Raw genomic sequence first — 21136 nt, forward strand, 5'->3', positions numbered from 1 at the left:
AGAAATAGATATGACAAAGGAAGAAAGAGCAAAAAAATGGTTTAAGAATATTCAAAATGCAGAAGATATAAGTATAGAAAAAAGAATAGAGATATGCAATGTTGCTGCAAAATGGACAGCTCTTATATTTATAGCATTAGTTATAGTAGAGTTTGTTTTGTTATCAATGGTAAATAATGGATCAATTTTAAATTATTTTGCAGATTCTTTGAACGGAATGAAGAAGGATTTACACGGGAGAGGTCAATATAAAACTTTAGCTATTGCAGGAGTTGCTTTTTGTCTACCTCTTATAATTTTACCACTAGCTATAGCTATTACTTTTAGAAATAAATATATTAAGTCTAAAGCAGAAAATTATTTGTATAGAAAATAAAAATTATAGTAAAATTGAGGTTTTATATGGTTATTAGATTTGAAAGAGGATTAAGAAAAGAAAATGCCACACTATTATGTGAATGGTCAAATGAAAGAGGAGAGGATTTTCAAGAACAATGGATGGGACTAAAAATTTCATATCCTTTGACTTATGATAAAATTAAAGAAATGGAAAATGTGTTTTCCATATTCAATGAAGATGAATTTTTAGGAATGATTCAGCAAATAAGAATTGAAAAAGATAATATACATATTGGTAGAATTATAATAAATCCTAAAAAGCAAGGAATGGGTTTTGGAAAAGAGGCAATAAGAAGTTTTATAGATTTGATTTTTAAAGATGAAAATATAAAAAGTATTTCTTTAAATGTTTTCGATTCTAATAAAAATGCAAAAAATCTTTATACTAAACTTGGATTTGAAATTGATGAAGTTATTGAAATGCCAAAACTTAAGTATATAATGAAAAAATACAGATAAATTTTATCGTGAAACTTTTTTAACAGCAATTCAAAAGATTTGCTGTTTTTCTTTATCAAAATTAAATTTTCAACGCATTTATTTATAATCGGAAATATGGTATAATATTAGTAACTTTATGCATTTGTATAAAGACAATATTATTTTAAAAAAATATGGGTTATAGAGAATTAATAAATGAAAATTTATTAAAGTTAGTTTATGAAATAGAGGTTTAAAATGCAAGATAAAAAAGTATTTTTATATTATTTTTTGGCTATAGGAATGGTTTTGTTTCCTATCTTAAATTTATTAAGTTTTGTACCAATGGTAATTTTATACAAAAAATCAAATATAAGAATGTATATCTTATCCGCTGGAATGTATTCAATATTGTCTATTGTGATTTTAGGAAATTTCACTGCACTCATTCCTGTAATTATTTCTTTTATATTTATCAAAGGAATGGATAAGGGTGTAGATGGTTATAAAATTATGTTTGGAAGTGCCATTGCTATGGCAATGCTTCTAGTAAGTGATTTTATGCTTTTAGAATTAAACTCAAATGCTTATGAGGCATTTTTAAAGACAATGGCAGAATTATTAGATAATTTTAAGGATTACAAAGAAATTTTAAGAATAGGAAGTGTAGAAGCTTTTGTTGAAACTATGAAGACAATTTACCCTGCAATTTCATTTGGGATTTCTTTTGTTTTTTGCTCTTTAGGGTATTCATTTTTATCTAAAAAGATTTATAAATTAAATAGAGATTCGGATGATATGATTATGATATATTCTTCTAAATTTCCATTATTTGGTATATGTGTTTCATTAGCAATCTTTTTTGCTAGTATTTTTGGAATTGAAAAATACTATAAAGTTTTTTTGATTACGTATAATTTAATGCTAATGTTTATAGAAATTATGATAGTTCAAGGATTTATAAAATTTAATGTGTTTTTAAAATCGAAATATAGTACTATTTTAGCAAATTCTATTAGTATTATTTCAATATTTTTTGCTATTGTGTATTTAGGTTATTTCATATATGGAATTTATAGTTCAATTAAGAGAGGTATGAAATGGGAAAGAAAATAGTTAAATTATCAGATTTTTATATTTTATTTTTATTTATGGTTTTAATCTCAGCTTTTGTTCTTTATTTTCAATTTATATTTGGGATTGTATCTTTTATATTAACTTTTATTTCATTTATTTTAGTTTTATACTATGTAAAGAATAAAAATCTAGAATATGATGAAGATATGAAGAAGCATAGAGATTCCTTGGATAATATTGCAAGTGAAGTAGTTTACAAAATGCCTTTTCCTATTGCTGTTCTTAATAATAAAGGTAGAGTTAAATGGTATAGTCCAGAGTTTTCAGTGCTTTTTTCAGGAAAAGATGTTATTGGAATAGATATTAATTCTAAAATTTCAAGTTTTAATATTTCCGAAGTTTTAAAAACTGTATCAGGAAAGGTTAATTGGAAAACAGAAAAATTTGATTACTTAGTTTACTATAATGTTGTAAAAGACGAGGACAATGGAGAGGTTAATGTAATAATTTATCTAATAGATAATTTAGAATTTTCAAAATTGCAAAAGCAATATGAAGATGATACTTTAAATTCTATTTTAATCTATATAGATAATTACGAAGATGTTCGTAATAACACAAATGAAGATTTTAAGACATTGTTGACTGCTGAAATGGATAAACTTATTATAAGTTATTTTTCAAATCTAGGAGCAATTGTAAGAAAATATGATTCTGGAAAATATTTAGTTATCTCAAGTAATTCTATTTTAGAAAAAATTAGAAATGATAGATTCAGTATAATAGAAACATTAAGAGAACTAGAAATTACAGGTAATATAAAACCCACTTTAAGTATTGGTATTGGTCTTGGTGGAAATAATCCTTTTGAAAGATATAAGGAAGCTCAAACCGCTCTTGACATGGCTTTAGGACGTGGTGGAGCTCAAGTTGTCTTTAAAAATGGAGAAGATTTAGAATTTTATGGTGGAAAAAATAATAAAGGTGTTGAAAGAAATAAAGTAAAGGCAAGAGTTATTTCACAAGCACTTGAAAATATAATTAGAGAATCTTCAGAAGTTTTTGTAATGGGACATAAGAATCCTGATATGGACTGTTTTGGGGCTGCTCTTGGTGTTATGGGAATTTGTAAAGAGTTGAAAAAAGATTGTTATATGGTTTTAGAGGATGTTCCTGTTACAATTAGAAATATTTATGATAGGATTAGTAATACTGAACCTAGCTATGTAGAAATGATGATTTCTCCAGAAAAAGCATATGATATATGTAAGGATACAAGTTTAGTTATACTGGTTGACAATTCAAGGACTGTTTCAACAGAAGCTCCATACCTATTAGATGTAACTTCAAAAATTGTAGTTATTGATCATCATAGAATTGGAAAAGATTTTGTTGAAAATCCTATGTTAACATATCTTGAACCTTATGCATCATCAGCTTGTGAACTTGTAACTGAAATAATTTACTATATGTTTGAAAAAATTGATTTGGATAAAGTAATTGCAGAATCACTGCTTGCAGGAATAGTAGTCGATACTAAAAATTTCTATTACCAAACTGGAGTAAGAACTTTTGAAATGGCATCCTATTTGAAGAGATTTGGTGCGGATAGTATCGCTGTAAAACATCTGTTCAAGGATAATTTTAATACTATAAAATTAAAATCAAATGTTTTATCTAATGCAATATCATACAGAAACTATATCTGTATTGGTGTATTTCCAGAAGAAATTGAAGAGTCAATGCTAATTGCGGCAGAGGCAGCAGATGATTTGCTTGGAGTTTTAGATATTGAATGTAGTTTCGTTTTAACTATTGTTTCTGGACAAATTCATATAAGTGGAAGAAGTTTAGGAAAGATTTCAGTTCAATTAATTTTAGAAAAACTTGGTGGAGGTGGACATTATACTTCTGCTGGTGCTAGACTTGATTGTTCAATGGACGAAGCAATTGAAAAATTAAAGAAAGCGATAGATGAGTATTTATTGGAGGAAGATATAGATGAAAGTAATTTTGATTAAAGATGTAAAGAGTTTTGGAAAAGCTGGTGAGCTTGTTAATGCTAAGACAGGATATGCTAGGAACTTTTTGATTCCTAATGGCTTAGCTAAAGAAGCTACAAAAGAAAATCTTGAAATCTGGGAAAAAGAACAAGCTGAATTAAAGAGAATAGAAGCTGAAAATATAAAAAATGCAAAAGAATTAAAAGATGTTTTAGAAAAATTGGAAGTAGTTATAAAGACTAAAACAGGAAGTGGAGATAAGCTTTTCGGTTCAATAACTTCTCAAGATATTAGTGATGCTTTGAAAAAACAACATAAAATTGAAATTGACAAAAGAAAAATAGAATTAAAGGAAAATATTAAATCACTTTGCACTTTGACAGTTCCTATTAGAGTTTATCCTGAAATAGTTGCAACTGTTAAGGTTTCTATTGAAAAGGAGTAATTTATGCATAATATTTACGACTTAGAAGCTGAAAAATGCGTCTTGTCGATAATGATTACAGAGCCAAATAAAAGAGAATTAGTTTTTGAAAAATTAAAGAGGAAAGATTTTTATTTAGGTTGGCATAGAGATATATTTAGTGCAATCTTGGAATTATCAAGAGAAAATACAAATGTAGATCCAATTACAGTAATCAATAAAATGGAAGCAATGGGTTTTGATACAGAATCAAATAATGGAATTGTTGGAGTTGTTGAAATTGTAAATGCTGTTGCTTTTCCTTCAAATATAGAAAATTATTGTAAGATTGTAAAGGATAAATCAGATACTAGAAATCTACTTTTTATTCTTGATAGTATAAAAGATAGAGCATATAAAAATGAAGATTATGACAAAGTTTTAGAGTCAATTGAAGGTCAAATTTTTGAATTGTCACAAAATGAAAGTAGAACAGGACTTACTCATATAAAAGATACTCTAAAAGAGGTTATTGAACTACTTGATGAAAGAAGTAAAATAAAAGGTTCTTTGACTGGCGTTCCTACAGGATTCGCAGACTTGGACAGGATATTACTTGGAATGCAAAAAAAAGACTTAATTTTACTTGCAGCAAGACCATCTGTAGGGAAGACAGCATTGGCAGGAAATATAGCTTTAAATGCTGCCCTAAAGGATTATAAAGTAGCAATTTTTTCTTTGGAAATGAGTAAAACACAATTAGCTCAAAGAATGTTAAGTTCTCTTTCTCTTGTAAATTCAAAACAATTTATGAGTGGAGATATAACTGAATGGGAAGATGTCTTTGAAGCGAGCTCTATTATAGCTGGGAAATCTATTTATATGGATGACACTGCAGGAATTTCTATAACTGAACTAAGAAGTAAATGTAGAAGACTTAAAGCTGATAGCGGTCTTGACTTTATTATGATAGACTATTTACAACTTATGACTTCTGAGGGAAGAAATGAAAATAGACAACAAGAAATTTCTACTATTTCAAGAAATTTAAAAGCATTAGCAAAGGAATTGGACGTTCCTATTTTAGCATTGAGTCAGTTATCTCGTGATAGTGAAAAAAGTGGTAGAAAGCCAAAACTTAGTGACTTAAGAGAATCAGGGGCAATCGAACAAGATGCTGACGTTGTAATTTTACTTAACAGAGAAGATTATCAAGATAAAGAAAAAGAAGAAGAAGTACAAAATGAAATTGAATTGATTATTGCAAAGCATAGAAATGGTGAAATTGGAAGTATTAAGCTTAACTTTATTAAAGAGTACTCAAGATTTTTAGATCTTCAAACTGATAGAGATAAGGAGCTTTTCAATGAATAATTTTTTAATTGAAGATGAGGACATTAAGATTAAAAAATTTGAAAAGAACAATATTCAAGGTTTCAAAAATTTCTCTCCTTATGAGGATATATTGCTAACTGATTATAATCTCTGTTTTTTGACTGAATCAGAAATTAAAAAATGGGAAAAGAAAATAAAATCGAAAAAAAATAATTATTATGCTGTTTTTTTACAAGATACTATGATAGGATATATTTCTATAAGTAAAATTAGTTTTTTAAACAGTAATTATGAGCTTTCTTTGTCTTTTGATGAAAGATATTGCTCTAAAGGATATGGATTTAAATCTCTTAGACTGTTTTTAGAATACTATTTTGAAAATTTTGACAAATATTCTATTTGGCTAAATGTAAATGCCTTTAATCAAAGAGCAATACATTTATATGAAAAAATTGGCTTTGAAAAAATAAGTGAATTTCTTGGAGATTTTGAAGTTCAAAAAATGCAAAAATTAAAGAGATATGAAGAAACTAAGGAATATTTTGAAGAAAAAAATAATATAATTTATTCCAAAATTTTTACGATGAAGTTAGATAGATTAAAATTTTTAGAAAGGTGGGATAGGAGTGGAAATAAGTTTTAAAAAGTCAATAATTCAACCCGGAGTAACTCCTATTGATAATATGTTTTTGGATAACTACTTGCCAATAGTTGATGAAATTTCCTTAAAGGTTTATTTGTTTTTATATAAAAGACTTTTTGGATCATATAAAAGCGAATTGTCTATAAAATGTATAGCAGAGGAACTTAGATTTTCCGAAGTTCAAGTTATGAATTCTTTAAAATATTGGAAAAATAATCAACTTCTAGATTATACTTTGGATAAAAAAGGAAATGTAGAAAAGATTGAATTTGTAAATAATTTTGCTCTTTATGCAGGTGGAGTCTATGACGACAATGTAGAAAAAGAAAAAGAAAAACCAATGATTGATAATAAAGAATATTTCAATAAAATTGAAAAACTTACAGGTTTAAGTTTAAAGCCTCACGAAATAACCGAAATTATTTCACATATTGAAGAAACTGGTCATGGTATGGATTTAGTTTATAAGGCTTATGAATATGCTAATAGCATGGGAAAGAGTATGTCTGTAAAATATGTTATTGGAATTCTAAGAGCTTGGAAGAGAGATAATAATATTTCAACTGTAGAAGATTTGAAGTATTTCCTTGAAAATAAAGATAAAAATAAAATTAAGAGATACAGTAAAAACACTAAAAAATATATCGAAAAAGAAGATATTTTAACAGAAGAAGAGAAAAGAGAGAAACTTAAAGAAAATAAGAATTCGGATACGACAGAATTACTCGATAGGTATTAATTATGAATTTAGATGAATTAGTTTTAAAAAGTCTTAGTAAAAGACCTTTATTAAGAGAGAAAATAAAAGAAAAAAGACAAAAAAAAGTCTATTCTTCCATTGACAATATTGAAAATTTAATATCGAAGAGAAATGATTTAGCCACAAAAATTATGAAGTCAACACTAGCTAATATTGATTGTATAGAAGAAAGAAAAGAATTTGATATACTAGAAAAAAATATCAATGAATTACTCTTGAAAAATGGCTTCTCAAAAGATTATCTAAATAAATTCTATTGCTGTGAAAAATGTAAAGATACAGGATATTATAATGGCTCTGTCTGTAGCTGTATAATGAATGACTTAGTTGAGGATAGAGTTTTAGAAAGTGGCTTTTCAAGCAAGAAAAGAGAGCAAAATTTTTCTAATTTTGATTTTTCTCTCTTTGAAGGCAATTTTGAGCATGCAAATAGGCTTGTAAATTCCAGAGAATATATAGAAAAATTAATTTCTTTTTCAAAAGAATACTGTGATAATTTTACAATAAAAGATTATGGAATTTTCTTTTATGGTAAAAGTGGTGCTGGAAAGACTTATTTCGCATCGGCAATGGTAAACTATATGTTGGATAAGGGTAAGAGAGCTTGTTTTGTTACTGCAACTGAATTTTTTGAGCTTATGTCTAATTACAGTTACAGTTTTTATAGAGATAAAAAGGAATTACAAGATAGGATTGATTTTATAAGAAATGTTGATTTTCTAGTGATTGATGACCTTGGAAATGAAATTACTAACAAAAATAATAATAGTTTTTTGAGTTCGCTTTTAGATTATAGATTTGAAAGAGGTTTGAATACAGTAATAACCTCAAATCTTTTAGAATATGACTTAGCAGAATACTACGATTCAAGAGTGGCAAGTAGAATTAGGGGAAATTTTAAATTTTTTGTTTTTCCGCCTTTTGACTTAAGAGATAAAATTGGTAAGAATATAAAATTATAGGAGGTAGTTATGAGATTTAACTGGGAACAAAAGAATACAGTAAATGTTATAACTGGAGTTTTAATATTTGCTATTTCAATACTTTGTTATTTTATATTTTCTAATATGAAATCCATAATTTCATATACTTCTAATATAAAATATATTTTAATGCCATTTATAATAGGTGGAGCAATAGCTTATGTTCTAAACTTTTTTGTAAAGTTTTTTGAAAAATATATTTTGAAAATTGAAATTTTTAAGAAATTAAAAGCTAAATATGTTAGAATGTTCGCAATGATTATAACTTATTTTGTATTTTTTGCTTTTATAATTCTACTTTTAAAATATATTATCCCACAATTTTATTCAAATATAACGCTTTTTGTTGAAAGAACTCCAGCTTTTATAGATATGGGTGTGGAAAAGGCAAAATATATGTTACAAAATATTGAGATAAGTTCAGAAATTAGGACTTTTATCAATGGTAAATTGACAGAGTTCGCAGCTTTTTCAACAACATTTTTGACAAATATGATTTCTTGGGTTGCAACTTTTGCAACTAGAGTTATATCCTTGTTTTTAAATATAATTTTAGCTATAATAATATCAGGCTATCTATTATATGATAAAGAAAACTTTTCAAGAATTTTGAAAAAATTTATGATAGCAGTTTTTCCTGAAAGAACAAACAGAGCAACTTTTAAGATTGTTAAAAGATTTGATTATACTTTAAGATCCTATCTTTTAGCAAAGGGTATTGGAGCAATAATAGTTGGTATATCTTTTTACATAATTTTATTATTTATGAAGATTGATTATGCTTTATTATTTGCGTTTATACTTGGTTTTACAAACTTAATTCCATGGTTTGGTTGTTATCTTGGAGCTGTACCAATAGTTATCGTATTACTTTTTACATCGACTTTCAATACAGTTTTATGGTTTATGGTAATTGTAGTAATTGTGTCGATGATAGATGCGAATGTAATATCACCAAGAGTATCAGGAAAGAGTTTAGGAATAAGCTCGTTTTGGGTTATATTTGCATTGGTACTTGGGGGAAGTTTATTTGGAGTTTTAGGATTTTTACTTTCCGTACCAGTTTTTGTTGTAATTTATACAACATTAAAGGAATATATAGAAGCTAGGTTGATTAAAAAAGGATACCCTATAAAAAATCCTGCGGAAGAGTTTGAAAAGAAAGAGGTTTAATTATGTTAGATATAAAGAGAATTAGAACTAATAAAGAAGAAATTATCGAAAGCTTGAATTCTCGTTTTGGAAATTACAATATTGATAAGGTTCTTGAACTTGATGAAAAGAGAAGAGAAATAATTTTTGAAGTTGAAAATAAAAAAGCAAGACAAAATGAAGTTTCAAAACAAGTTCCAAAATTAAAAAAAGAGGGAGTAGATGTTTCAGAACTTTTTAAAGAAATGAAAGCACTTTCTGATGAAATTAAAGAGCTTGACATTAAAGTAAAAGATTTGGATGAAGAAATTAGAAAAGCACTTTTAAGTATTCCTAATACACCAAATAAAGATATCCCGATTGGAAAAAGTGATGAAGATAATGTAGAAATCAGAAGATTTTTAGAACCTAAAAAATTTGATTTTGAAGTTAAAGCACATTGGGATTTAGGTGTGGATTTAGATATTTTGGATTTTGAAAGAGCAGTTAAAATATCTGGATCAAGATTTTCAGTATTTAAAGGTTTGGGTGCAAAACTTGAAAGAGCATTAATAAATTTTATGCTTGATTTACACAGTGAACAAGGTTATGAAGAAGTTGGAGTTCCTGTTTTGATTAACAGAAATTCAATGTATGGAACAGGACAATTACCAAAGTTTGAAGATGATATGTTCCATGTTCCTTCAAAGGATATGTTCTTAGCACCAACTGCTGAAGTTCCTGTGACAAATCTTTTATCAAATGAAATTTTAGAGTTTGAAAAACTTCCAACTTACTATACAGCTTTTACTTATTGTTTTAGACAAGAAGCGGGCTCAGCAGGTAGAGATACAAGAGGTTTAATTAGAAATCACCAATTTGATAAAGTTGAAATGGTTAAATTTGTAAATCCTGAAAATAGTTATGATGAATTGGAAAAACTTACAAATGATGCCGAAGAAATTCTAAAACTCTTAGAAATTCCATACAGAGTGGTTTGTTTATGCACTGGAGATATTGGTTTTACAAGTGCAAAGACTTATGATATAGAAGTTTGGATGCCAAGTTATGGAAGATATGTAGAAATATCTTCTTGCTCAAATTTTGAAGATTTTCAAGCTAGACGTGCTAATATTAGATATAGAGATACAGATGGAAAAGTTAAATTTGTTCATACTTTGAATGGCTCAGGATTAGCTGTGGGAAGAACTTTTGCAGCTGTTTTGGAAAATTATCAAAGAGAAGACGGAAGTGTAGAAATTCCACATGTTTTAAGAAAATATATGGGTTTGGATGAGATAAGAAAATAGGTGAGTATTATGAAATTTAAAAAAACACTACTAAGTTTAATATTAATTTTTTCGATTTGCTTTGTAGGGACAGCTAAGTCCTATGCAATATTTGGAATTGAAAATAAAACTACTGCATCCTTAATTGGAGATGCAAAATCAGGAGCTTTATTTGTTGCGGAAAATGTTGATGAAGCCTTACCAGTAGCGAGTATTTCTAAACTTATGACTTTTTATTTAGTTAAAGAAAAAATCGCTGAAGGAAAACTTAAATTAGAAGATAAAGTTAAAATATCTACAACTGCAAGTGCTGAAGAAGGATCTAGTTTGAATTTAAAAGCAGGGGAAGAAATCACTATTAAAGATTTACTTGATGGATTAATGATTGTTTCAGGAAATGACTCAGCAGTTGCATTATCTGAAGCTGTTGGAGAAACTGAAAGTAAATTTGTAACAATGATGAATGAAAAGGCAAAGGAACTTGGTCTTGAAAATTCTACTTTTACAAATGCTTCAGGTCTTACAAAAAACGGACAAGACAATAAAATGTCAACAAGAGATATTTTTACTTTAGCAAAAACTATAATTGAAAAATATCCTGAAGTTTTAGAATATGCAAAGACTACTGTTTTAGAACAACCAGCAAGAAATTTCAAAAAAGAAAGTACTATTCCTCTAGTTGGACAAGTTGAAGGTGTAGATGGTTTAAAAACAGGACATACTGATGAAGCTGGATATTGTTTAGTTTCTACTATGAAAATCACAAAGGGTGAATCTGAATTTAGAATAATTTCTGTATTAATGGGAGCAAAAACAAAAGCTGATAGAGCTCAATATATGAAAGATATGCTAAATTTTGCAAAACAAAATATAGAAACTAGAAAACTTGTGGACGCTGAAAAATTTGTAAAAAAAGTTGAAGTAAAATCAGCAAATCAAGGTTATATCGAGTTAGTAGCTAAAGAAGATCTTGAAAGAGTATCAATGAAAGGCATAAACTACGAAACTGAAGTAAATGTAGGAGATGTTAAACTTCCATTGAAAAAAGGTGATAAGGTTGGAGAAATAAAAATTAAAAATTCTAAAGAAGTAGTTGCAACAGTTGATTTAGTTGCTAAAGAAGACTATTCAAAAGCAGGTATGGTTAAAAGAGTTGGAAGATTATTCAAAACAGTTTTTGAAGTAGTAGAAACAATTTTACCATAAAAATTTTAAGACAAATCCGACTTTAAAGTCGGATTTTTTTTGTGCAAAATCTTGCAATAATGTCTAAATTAAATTTTTGTTATTATTCTTAATTATTAATTAATTTTGAACTTTTTATTATCTCGATAAAGTTATCTATTGTATGTTTACTGTATTAAATGATATAATAATAAAGTGGTGATTTTGTACCATATTATTATTGGAGGATTTATGAAAACAGTTTTAGTAAATATGTGTATGATTTATGATAGAGATAATGATAAAATTTTAATTTTAGATAAAGTAAAAAAACATGGTTGGGAAGGTCTTACTTTTGTTGGTGGACATGTTGAAAAAGGTGAAGTTCTATATGATTCATGTGTAAGAGAAGTTTTTGAAGAGACGGGATTAAATGTAAAAAATCTTAAATTAAAGGGAACTGTCAGTTGGATTGACGAAATTAATGATGTAAGAGAATTAGGTTTTTTATACTATACAGAAGATTTTTCAGGAGAATTAATCGAAAACAATGTTGAAGGAAAACTCTTTTGGATGGGAATAGAAGAGTTTAAAAATGCTGATGGAAAGAGCTATTGTATAGATAAAATTTTTGATTTATATTTAAATGATGATTATACGGAATTGATGGTAAAATGGGGTCAAAATGACGAAATTGTATCTGAAATATTTTTTTAGAGAAAGTAAATATTATAAAGTTAGGAGGTAGTTATGAATTTTATTAAAGGCATTATTTTTACAATTATTTCTGCATTTGTTTTTGGTTTTACACCAATACTTGCAAAACTTACTTATGACGGAGGGAACAATGCAATTACCCTTACCTTCTTAAGAGCTTTGCTTGGATTGCCATTTTTATATGCAGGGATGCGAAAAAATCAAACTCCTATGAAGATTACTAAAAGAGAATTTCTTCATTTTATTGTGCTTTCATTTTTAGGTATAGGAATTACCACAACAGCACTTTATGGTTCCTATAATTATATTTCTGTAGGAATGGCAACGACTATACATTTTATCTATCCTTGCGTTGTTTATTTTATTTGTATTTTATTTTTTAAAGAAAAAGTTACTTTAAAGAAGATGTCAGCACTTGTTTTTTCAATGATAGGTATTGTATTGTTGGTTGATGAAGTTACTGGAGGAAGTGCAATAGGAATATTTTTAGCTGCTTTATCAGGTGTAACATATAGTTTATTCTTGGTATATTTGGATAAAAGTGGTTTTAAACATATGGATCCTTTTAAATGCACCTTATATATCAGTTTATTTAATATCGTAGGTCTTTTTGCCCTTGGAAAGTTTAGTGGACAACTTACTTTTGCACTTACACCAATGGCTTGGGGACTTACAATCTTAATTTCATTTTTAACTTCAATTTTTGGGAATGCTTTTTTGCAACTAGGGGTTAAATATTGTGGAGCTACAACTGCTTCCATTTTATGTACATTTGAACCGATAACAAGTGTAATTTTGGGTATAATCTTTCTTAACGAATCTATGACTATTTTTAAAGTTATAGGTTGTGGATTGATAGTTTTAGCTGTGTTGCTATTATCTATAAACAATGATTTGAGAAGGAGAAAAAAATAATGAGCGCATTTTTAGCACCAATACATTTTTGGATGTATGATAAGATTTTAATTGCACAAAAATTAACTTTTGCAGTTGAAGAAAAATTTTTGAATAAAGAAGAGAGAGACGAAGTAGAAAGTCTATTTCCTGCTTTGATTTCTGAAGACTTAGAAGAAGTAATCGATCAAAGTAATATTCATGGTTGGTTACATACAGCGGTTTCAAATGTTGAAATAAGATTTGCTTATGTTGTAAAAAAACTTTTAGATAAGGGAGTTTCTCTTGAAGAAATTAAAAAAGTTGCTTTTGAATATGGAACAAGTTTTCCAGAATATGAAATTTCAACCTTACAAGATGCTTATGAATTGCTAATGGATACTTTACTTGACGGACTTCCTTGTGATGTTTCAATTTCTGTAATTAGAGAAGAAGAAAACGAATTGGAATTCGTACTATATAATGATATTCACAAACAATATTTTAATGAATTTGATATGGAAGTTTCTGTATATCACGAACTTAGAGAGGCTTTTGTAAATGGTCTTTTTGAAAAATATTCACTAAAATATAAAAATATTACCGATAGCAATAAGCTAATTACAAGATAAAATGAAGATTAGAATTGATAGATTCCTTTGTCATATGGGAATTGGCTCAAGAAGTGAAGTTAAAAAGTTTTTAAAAACTTGTAGAGTTAAGCTGAATGGAAAGATTGAAAAAAATCTAAATACACAGGTTGACATTGAAAAAGATGAAATTTTGTTTGATGATGAAAGAGTAATCTATAAGGAATTTACTTATTTGATGTTGAATAAACCAAAGGACTTTATCAGTGCAACCTTTGATACAAAACTTCCTACAGTTTTAGATTTATTAGAATTTCCGTACTCTAATATGGAATTATTTCCCGTTGGACGACTTGACATAGATACGACAGGATTTTTGATTTTAACAAATGACGGCAAATTTTCCTACAATGTAACAAATCCAAAGAAAAAAGTAAATAAAAAATATTTTGTTACTTTAAGAGATGATATTACAAGTGAACAGATTGAAAGTCTTGAAAATGGAATTTACTTTGAAAAAGAAGATTTTACAACAGAAAATGCAAAGGTTGAAAAAATTTCAGAAAAAGAAATTTACCTTACTATTTCCGAAGGAAAATTTCATCAAGTAAAAAGAATGTTGGAATATGTGGGAAATGAAGTTGTTGAACTCAAAAGAGTGTGCATTGGAAATTTGAATTTAGACGATAGTCTTAAACTTGGAGAGTATCGAGAAATTACAAATAGCGAATTAGAAGAAATATTTAGATAAAGTTTTGATTGTTGTCAAAACTTTTTTTATTGTTATTTTTGTGATAAAATAATTATAAGATATTTATTTTAGGAGTTTTTATGAAAAGTATAGAGAATGTTAGTAATAATCATAGACAAGAGGATTTAAAATTACTGTTTTATGGAATTTTAGTAGGGATTGTTGCGGGTGGATTTTCCAGCTTCTATCGTTATGTTATTCATGGAATAGAAATAATTATAGGAGGAATCATAAATATAAGTAGAAGTCATTTTTATATTTATCCGATTATCTTTATAACACTTATATTTATTTCTTTTTTAGTTACAAAGATTAAGAGTATGTCAAGATTTTGTGGGGGTTCAGGAATACCACAAGTTGAAGCGGAAATAAAGGGATATATTAATCCTAATCCAGTAAGAGTTTTATTGGCAAAAATTTTTGGAGGAGCTTTAACTGCTTTGGCAGGTTTTTCAGTTGGTCGTGAAGGTCCATCAATTCAAATAGGGGCAATGAGTGGAAAATTAGTTTCAAGAAAATTAAAGAAAAACAAAACAGTTGAAAAGTTTTTAATAACTTGTGGAGCAAGTGCAGGACTTGCTGCTGCATTTAATGCACCTGTTGCAGGAATTTTATTTGCAGTTGAAGAAGTACATCGACATATTAGTAAAAAACTTTTAGTAGTTTGTATGGCAGCAACAATAACTTCGGATTTAGTTTCAAAAATACTATATGGAACAGAAACTGTCTTTAATTTTAATTTGTCTGAAAAATTGCCATTAGTAAATTACTGGACTTTGATTTTATTTGCAGTGGTATTATCACTTTTAGGAGTTCTCTATATATTTTTGATGGAATTTTTTATGAAAGTTCAAGACGGACTTAAGTTAAGGAAAGAATTTAAATTAATTCCATATTTTCTATTACCTATAGTAATTTTAATATTTACACCTAATTTATTAGGTGGTGGCGGTTTCTTGATGAAAGAGTTACAAACTGTTGATTTTCCAATTTATATGTTGATTTTACTTTTTATAGTAAAATTATTATTCTCAATAATTTGCTTTAGTTCAGGAGTTCCAGGTGGAATTTTCTTTCCGATATTAGTTTTAGGAGCTACAATCGGAACAATTTTTGGGAAAATCATAGATCCAATTTATATAAATAGTTTTATTATTCTTGGAATGGCAGGATATTTGACTGCAATAGTTAGAGCACCACTTACTTCAATAATTTTAATCTTTGAAATGACTGGTAATCTTTCCTATTTATTGCCTCTTTCAATAGTTTGTCTTATAACTTATTCCATACCTAATTATTTAAAATCATTACCTATTTATGAATATCTTTTAGAAAGATTAATGGAAAGAGAACATATTGCAAGTTCAAAAGATGGAGAAAAAATGACTATGAGTATAGTTGTTGAAATCGGAAGTGAGATAGAAAACAAGAAAATAAAAGAAGTAGAATTTCCAAAGGGAATGTTAATTGTAAATATTGACAGAGGAGTTGAAGAAATAATACCAAATGGGGAAACTACAATAATAAATGGGGATGTTATAAATGTACTCGTAAGTGAAAATAAATTATTTGATACATTTAACGCATTACAAAAAATTTGCCAAAATAATTAAAAAATAAAGAATACTTTTAGAATTGTTAGGGGGTCTTATGATTAAATTATTAACTTTAGAAGAAATTGAAAAATATAAAAGAGAAATTTCCGATATATACAAAGAAGTTTTTAAAACTGATGATTTTTCTGCTAATTTTTTAATTACTAGAATTGACGGTAGTTTAAAAAATAATATAAAAATTGTTGGAGCCTTTGAGGATGATAAGTTAATCGGATTTGTATATGGCTTTGACTTTTTAAAAGAAAATTGGTGGGCAATGCAAGTAGATTCACAGTTACCAAGTGGAATAGATTGGTATAAAGGCACTTTTGAACTTAATGAATTAGCTGTTATTGAAAAATATCAAGGTAGGGGATATGGAAAAAAATTGATGAAATGTCTAATTGAAAATTTTGAAGGAGATAAAATTTTATTATCCACTAAGAAATTTAATAATGATAAAATAATTAATTTTTACCATAAACTAGGATTTAGAGATTTAGTAAATCCATTTGAATATCCTAATGGAGATTATGAAACGTCAATTATATTATGTTTAAATAAATAGTTTTTTAAAATGATTAGATTAAAGTCTAATCATTTTTTTGCGCAATAAAGCAAAACAATAATAGATATTTATTATCAAATATTTGACAACGATTGCCTATAGTGATAAAATAAAATTAATAAGAAAATAATCATCAAAAATATTTTTTGGTTTTTTCTTATTGAAAATATATTTTAGGAGGTTTTTTATGATTACAGATGGATTTCAATTTGTTGCACTGTTATTTTTTGTTTCAGGTATAGTGATTTACTTGGAAAAGAAGTTTAAAAATGGAGTATTTTTTAAATATATTCCTGCATTGGTTATAATCTATTTTGGGGCTATGATTTTATCAACATTAGGTGTATGGGATATGAACGTAGAAAGTGTATCTAAAGCTAGAAGTGTTTTAAAAGATGCAATATTACCTTCAATGATATTTTTAATGTTGTTGAGAGCTGACCTTAGAGATATAGCAAAATTAGGCCCTAGAATGATAATTTCATTCTTTACTGCAACATTTACTATAATGATTGGTTTTGTTGTGGCATTTCTTATATTCAAGGGAAACCTAGCATCAAATGCACCTTTAACTTTTGGCGCACTAGCTGGAAGTTGGGTTGGTGGAACACAAAATATGGTTGCAGTACAACAGGCAGTAGGACTTGAAGGCTCAGGAATGGGTTATACACTATTGATTGACTCAATAGATTATTCAATATGGATAATGTTCCTATTATTCTTAGTTCCATTTGCAGATAAATTTAACAAGTGGACAAAGGCTGATACTTCAAAAATTGATAATATTAATGAACATTTAACTGCAAAATTTTCATCAATAAGTAAAGAGATAACTTTCCAAGATATATTTTTCTTATTGAGTGTTGCACTTGGAGTTACCGCAGTTACTGGAATAATAGGAAATGAAATGGTAAAAATTCCTGCTCTTGCTTTTATGGGAGCAACAGGTTGGACAATAATCATAACAACAATCTTAGGAGTTATTTTTGCGATGACACCACTTGCAAGAATTCCAGGTTCTCCTGAAGTTTCAAATGTCCTATTATATATGCTAATAGGATTAATTGCATCAAATGCAAATTTCTTAGAACTTACTCAAGCTCCAGCATATATTTTAGCAGGTTTTGTAATCCTTATAATTCATGGAATTTTGATGGCTATAATTGGAAAAGTATTCAAACTTGATTTATTCACTTGTGGTATAGCTTCTCTTTCAAATATAGGTGGAGTAGCTTCTTCACCGGTACTTGCAGCGGCATATTCACAATCATTGGTTCCAATAGCTGTATTAATGGCATTAATTGGGGTTATAACGGGAACTTTCTTTGGTATAGGAGTTGCAAAATTCTTGACGATGTTAGCTTAAAAATTGTTTTAATGGAATGGTCTATTTTATAGACCATTCTTTTTTGTGAAAATACAGATAATAAAAACTTGTAAAAAAAGTTCTTTTGGTATATACTATTTTGTGAATGTTTGAGAAGGAGTTTTATATGAAAAAAGCAATACAAATGTCCGAATCGATTGAAGTTGCAATATTTTTAGCATTAAGCGGTGGACTTATGGATGCATATTCATACCTTTTAAGAGGACAAGTTTTTGCAAATGCACAAACTGGAAATATGCTGTTATTAGGTGTTCATGCTTCTCAAGGAAATTGGGCAATGTGCTTAAAATATGCTTTTCCAATATCATTTTTTACTCTTGGAATTTTTTTAGCTGATTTATTTAGAAAAAAAGGAAATTTTAAATTACATTGGAGGCAAAATGCCGTTATTTTTGAGATATTTTTACTTATTTGTGTGGCTTTTATTCCCGAAAATATGAACGAAACAGCAAATGCAATGACATCTTTCGCTTGTGGAATACAAGTTCAAAGTTTTAAAAAAGTACGTGGAATAGATTTTTCTACAACAATGTGTATTGGAAATTTAAGAGGTGGAACTCACAATTTAGCTGAGTATTTTTATACAAAAAATAAAAAGTTTTTAGAATATAGCTTAATGTATTTTGGAGTTATATTATGTTTTATTATTGGGGCGATTATAGGTAGTAAATTTAGTAATATCTTAGGATTTAAAACTATTTTACTAAGTGCTTTTTCGCTTATTATTTGTGTATTTATTATGTTTATAGATAGAGAAAAATAAGGAGGATATTTTGTTTAATATAGTTTTATTAGAACCGGAAATTCCTTTTAATACTGGAGCTATTGGAAGAACTTGTGTCGCAACCGACACTAAATTACATTTGATAAAGCCTTTAGGTTTTTCGCTTGATGACAAAATGGTAAAGAGATCAGGACTTGACTATTGGGATAAGTTAAAACTTTTTGTCTATGAAAATATTGAAGATTTTTATGAAAAAAATCCGAATGCGAATATCTATTTTGCAACCACAAAGGCAAAAATAACCTATGATAAGGTAGAATATTCTCCAAATGATTATATTATGTTTGGGAAAGAGAGTAAAGGAATACCTGAAGAAATTTTAGTTAAAAACGAAGGACATTGTGTAAGGATACCGATGTGGGGAGAAATTCGTTCCCTAAATTTATCAAATTCGGTTGGAATAGTTTTATATGAAGCGCTAAGGCAACAAGATTTCTCAGAACTTGAAAAGTTTGGGAATCTACATAGATTAAATTGGAGTGAATAATGGACGAAGAATTATATGAATTATTAAAACAAAAAAGAAAAGTAGAAGCTGTAAAGTACGTTAGAAATAAATATGATATGGACTTTAAAAGTGCAAAAGAAACAGTTGATAAGTTGATAGAAAAAGTTGAATATTTTGATGAGAAAAATCTTGAATTATCAGAAGAAGATTTATTGTATAAAAATAGAAGTTTAGAGGAATCTGAAATATCTGATGATGACTTATATGCTTTGGTAAAGGAAAATAGAAAAGTAGATGCTATAAAATACGTAAGAGAAAAATATAATTTTGATTTAAAAATATCAAAAAATATAGTTGATAGTTTAGATATAAATGATCCAAAGACATTTACAGAAAAAAATATCATTTCTGCATCAAAGTCAATAAATTCTAATTATGGAAATGATTATACTAGTGAAGGCTATTCCTATGAAATGAGAAATGGAGAACAACATTACTATGTATATAAAGATGGAGAAAAAAGAGAAGTCAATAGGACTGCAATTCCTAGAGATATACTAAAAGGCTTTGAACAAAACTTTGAAAAATCCTCAGAAGAATATGAAGATAGAAAAACAAAAAGAAAAAATATTATTTTGGGGATTCTGTTAATTATAGTAATAGCAGGAATACTTATTTACTTTAATTAAAATTTGACATTCTAAAAAGAATAAGCTTTGATTATTAAGATAAGTTAAAACTTTTTGTCTGAAGAAATCAAAGTTTTTTACGAAAAAATCCAAATTCAAATATTTATTTTGCAAATACAAAAAGTAAAAATAACCTACGATAATGTAGAATATTTTTCGAAATTTAAAAAGTTTGAAAATTTACTTAGATTATATCGGAGTGAGTAATGGACAAAGTATTATATGATTTATTAAAACAAAAAAGAAAAGAAGAAGCTGTAAAGTATGTTAAAAATAAATATAATATGGATTTTAAAGATGCAAAAGAAACAGTTGACAAGATGACAAAAACCTTGGAATATTTTGAAGGAAAAAACCATGGATTATCAAAAGAAGACTTTCACGATATGTTTAAAAATTCAATTATTTCTAGGATATATGATAATGATTTATATGCACTGATAAGAGAAAATAGAAAAATAGAAGCTATAAAATATGTAAAAGACAAATATAATTTTGATTTAGAAAAAGCAAAAGCTATGGTTGATACTTTAGAGCCGGAGATGTTTACAGAAAAAAGTATTATTTCCACATCAAATTCTAATTCATCTAATTTTGAAAGTGGTTATAGTATTGGAAACTATTCCTATAAAATGATTGATGGAGAACAACTTTACTATACTTATAAAGACGGAGCAAAAAAAGAAGTAAATAGGGTTTCAATTCCAAAAGATATACTTAAAGATTTTGAAGAATCTGCAGATGAATACGAAGATAAAAGAATAAAAAGAAAAAATATTCTTTTAGGAATATTTTTAGTGATTATAATAACTGGAATACTTATTTACTTTAATTAAAATTTGACACTTTAATTTGTTTGTGTTAAAATTTAAATGATGTAGAGATATATCAAAATTAAATTAAAAATCCAGGAGGAAGGAATGTTAATTAGATAACTATTATGAAACAGAAATTTAATAGCTTTTTAGAACTCCTTTTTGAGTTGCAAGTGAATGTTGAAATGGCAATAAGTAGGTTGCCATTTTTTTGTGCTGTTGATTTTACAATGATTGTATTATTATGTATTGACTTTCATATTAATAAATTGTATAATTTAGCTTGATATTAGTGTAAAGAACATAATGCTA

At 27.4% G+C, this 21136-nt stretch carries 23 protein-coding genes; all 23 read left to right on the forward strand.

The annotated features are described in order from the left end of the window. Window positions 1–10 precede the first annotated feature (10 nt). Window positions 11–376: a hypothetical protein gene (locus VJI77_RS02720; protein ID WP_323988175.1), complete on the forward strand. Its 366-nt coding sequence runs from the start codon at window positions 11–13 to the stop codon at window positions 374–376. A 26-nt stretch (window positions 377–402) separates the two neighbouring features. After that, entirely contained in the window at window positions 403–858 is a 456-nt protein-coding gene (locus tag VJI77_RS02725; RefSeq protein WP_313961197.1) for a GNAT family N-acetyltransferase, read from the forward strand. A 219-nt stretch (window positions 859–1077) separates the two neighbouring features. Next, complete coding sequence (locus VJI77_RS02730; RefSeq protein WP_323988176.1) at window positions 1078–1935, forward strand: hypothetical protein; 858 nt, start codon at window positions 1078–1080, stop codon at window positions 1933–1935. Then, the gene (locus tag VJI77_RS02735; protein ID WP_323988177.1) at window positions 1920–3917 is read left to right on the forward strand and encodes a DHH family phosphoesterase; all 1998 of its coding nucleotides are present in this window, start codon (window positions 1920–1922) and stop codon (window positions 3915–3917) included. The genes VJI77_RS02730 and VJI77_RS02735 overlap by 16 nt, the downstream gene beginning before the upstream one ends. Further along, the gene (gene rplI / locus VJI77_RS02740; RefSeq protein ID WP_009354503.1) at window positions 3898–4344 is read left to right on the forward strand and encodes a 50S ribosomal protein L9; all 447 of its coding nucleotides are present in this window, start codon (window positions 3898–3900) and stop codon (window positions 4342–4344) included. The genes VJI77_RS02735 and rplI overlap by 20 nt, the downstream gene beginning before the upstream one ends. Before the next feature lie 3 nt (window positions 4345–4347). Beyond that, window positions 4348–5676: a replicative DNA helicase gene (gene dnaB / locus VJI77_RS02745; protein WP_293440403.1), complete on the forward strand. Its 1329-nt coding sequence runs from the start codon at window positions 4348–4350 to the stop codon at window positions 5674–5676. Further along, window positions 5669–6280 (forward strand): GNAT family N-acetyltransferase, encoded by a 612-nt coding sequence (locus VJI77_RS02750; RefSeq protein WP_323988178.1) that lies wholly within the window; start codon window positions 5669–5671, stop codon window positions 6278–6280. The genes dnaB and VJI77_RS02750 overlap by 8 nt, the downstream gene beginning before the upstream one ends. Continuing rightward, window positions 6264–7019, forward strand: coding sequence for a DnaD domain-containing protein (locus VJI77_RS02755; protein ID WP_323988179.1), 756 nt, complete (start codon window positions 6264–6266; stop codon window positions 7017–7019). The genes VJI77_RS02750 and VJI77_RS02755 overlap by 17 nt, the downstream gene beginning before the upstream one ends. 2 nt (window positions 7020–7021) lie before the next feature. After that, the gene (locus tag VJI77_RS02760) at window positions 7022–8002 is read left to right on the forward strand and encodes an ATP-binding protein (protein WP_323988180.1); all 981 of its coding nucleotides are present in this window, start codon (window positions 7022–7024) and stop codon (window positions 8000–8002) included. 9 nt (window positions 8003–8011) lie between these two features. Continuing rightward, a complete protein-coding gene (locus tag VJI77_RS02765) occupies window positions 8012–9196 on the forward strand; it encodes an AI-2E family transporter (protein WP_323988182.1) in 1185 nt (394 codons plus the stop codon). Between the two features lie 2 nt (window positions 9197–9198). After that, a complete protein-coding gene (serS, locus tag VJI77_RS02770) occupies window positions 9199–10464 on the forward strand; it encodes a serine--tRNA ligase (RefSeq protein WP_323988183.1) in 1266 nt (421 codons plus the stop codon). Window positions 10465–10473: 9 nt separating this feature from the next. Then, the gene (locus tag VJI77_RS02775; RefSeq protein WP_293440393.1) at window positions 10474–11649 is read left to right on the forward strand and encodes a D-alanyl-D-alanine carboxypeptidase family protein; all 1176 of its coding nucleotides are present in this window, start codon (window positions 10474–10476) and stop codon (window positions 11647–11649) included. 210 nt (window positions 11650–11859) lie between these two features. After that, a complete protein-coding gene (locus VJI77_RS02780; RefSeq protein WP_009354402.1) occupies window positions 11860–12324 on the forward strand; it encodes an 8-oxo-dGTP diphosphatase in 465 nt (154 codons plus the stop codon). A 33-nt stretch (window positions 12325–12357) separates the two neighbouring features. After that, a complete protein-coding gene (locus tag VJI77_RS02785; RefSeq protein ID WP_313961188.1) occupies window positions 12358–13239 on the forward strand; it encodes a DMT family transporter in 882 nt (293 codons plus the stop codon). After that, entirely contained in the window at window positions 13239–13829 is a 591-nt protein-coding gene (locus VJI77_RS02790) for a hypothetical protein (protein WP_313961187.1), read from the forward strand. Before VJI77_RS02785 ends, VJI77_RS02790 begins: the two co-directional genes overlap by 1 nt. A gap of 1 nt (window position 13830) precedes the next feature. Next, complete coding sequence (locus tag VJI77_RS02795) at window positions 13831–14538, forward strand: pseudouridine synthase (protein WP_323988184.1); 708 nt, start codon at window positions 13831–13833, stop codon at window positions 14536–14538. Between the two features lie 80 nt (window positions 14539–14618). Then, window positions 14619–16151 (forward strand): ClC family H(+)/Cl(-) exchange transporter, encoded by a 1533-nt coding sequence (locus VJI77_RS02800; protein WP_323988185.1) that lies wholly within the window; start codon window positions 14619–14621, stop codon window positions 16149–16151. Between the two features lie 37 nt (window positions 16152–16188). Then, window positions 16189–16701 (forward strand): GNAT family N-acetyltransferase, encoded by a 513-nt coding sequence (locus VJI77_RS02805; protein WP_323988186.1) that lies wholly within the window; start codon window positions 16189–16191, stop codon window positions 16699–16701. Window positions 16702–16888: 187 nt separating this feature from the next. Continuing rightward, window positions 16889–18067 carry a DUF819 family protein gene (locus VJI77_RS02810; RefSeq protein WP_293440379.1) on the forward strand — a complete coding sequence of 393 codons (1179 nt, stop codon included), beginning with the start codon at window positions 16889–16891 and terminating at the stop codon, window positions 18065–18067. A 127-nt stretch (window positions 18068–18194) separates the two neighbouring features. After that, complete coding sequence (locus VJI77_RS02815) at window positions 18195–18851, forward strand: YoaK family protein (RefSeq protein WP_323988187.1); 657 nt, start codon at window positions 18195–18197, stop codon at window positions 18849–18851. 10 nt (window positions 18852–18861) lie between these two features. Then, on the forward strand, window positions 18862–19359 hold the full coding sequence (locus VJI77_RS02820; protein WP_323988188.1) for a tRNA (cytidine(34)-2'-O)-methyltransferase: 498 nt from the start codon (window positions 18862–18864) through the stop codon (window positions 19357–19359). Beyond that, window positions 19359–20009, forward strand: coding sequence for a hypothetical protein (locus VJI77_RS02825; protein WP_323988190.1), 651 nt, complete (start codon window positions 19359–19361; stop codon window positions 20007–20009). Before VJI77_RS02820 ends, VJI77_RS02825 begins: the two co-directional genes overlap by 1 nt. A 206-nt stretch (window positions 20010–20215) precedes the next feature. Continuing rightward, window positions 20216–20845, forward strand: a complete 630-nt coding sequence (locus VJI77_RS02830) for a hypothetical protein (protein ID WP_323988192.1) — start codon at window positions 20216–20218, stop codon at window positions 20843–20845. Window positions 20846–21136 lie beyond the last annotated feature (291 nt).

This window comes from Parvimonas sp. D2, assembly GCF_035282635.1.
GTDB lineage: Bacteria > Bacillota > Clostridia > Tissierellales > Peptoniphilaceae > Parvimonas.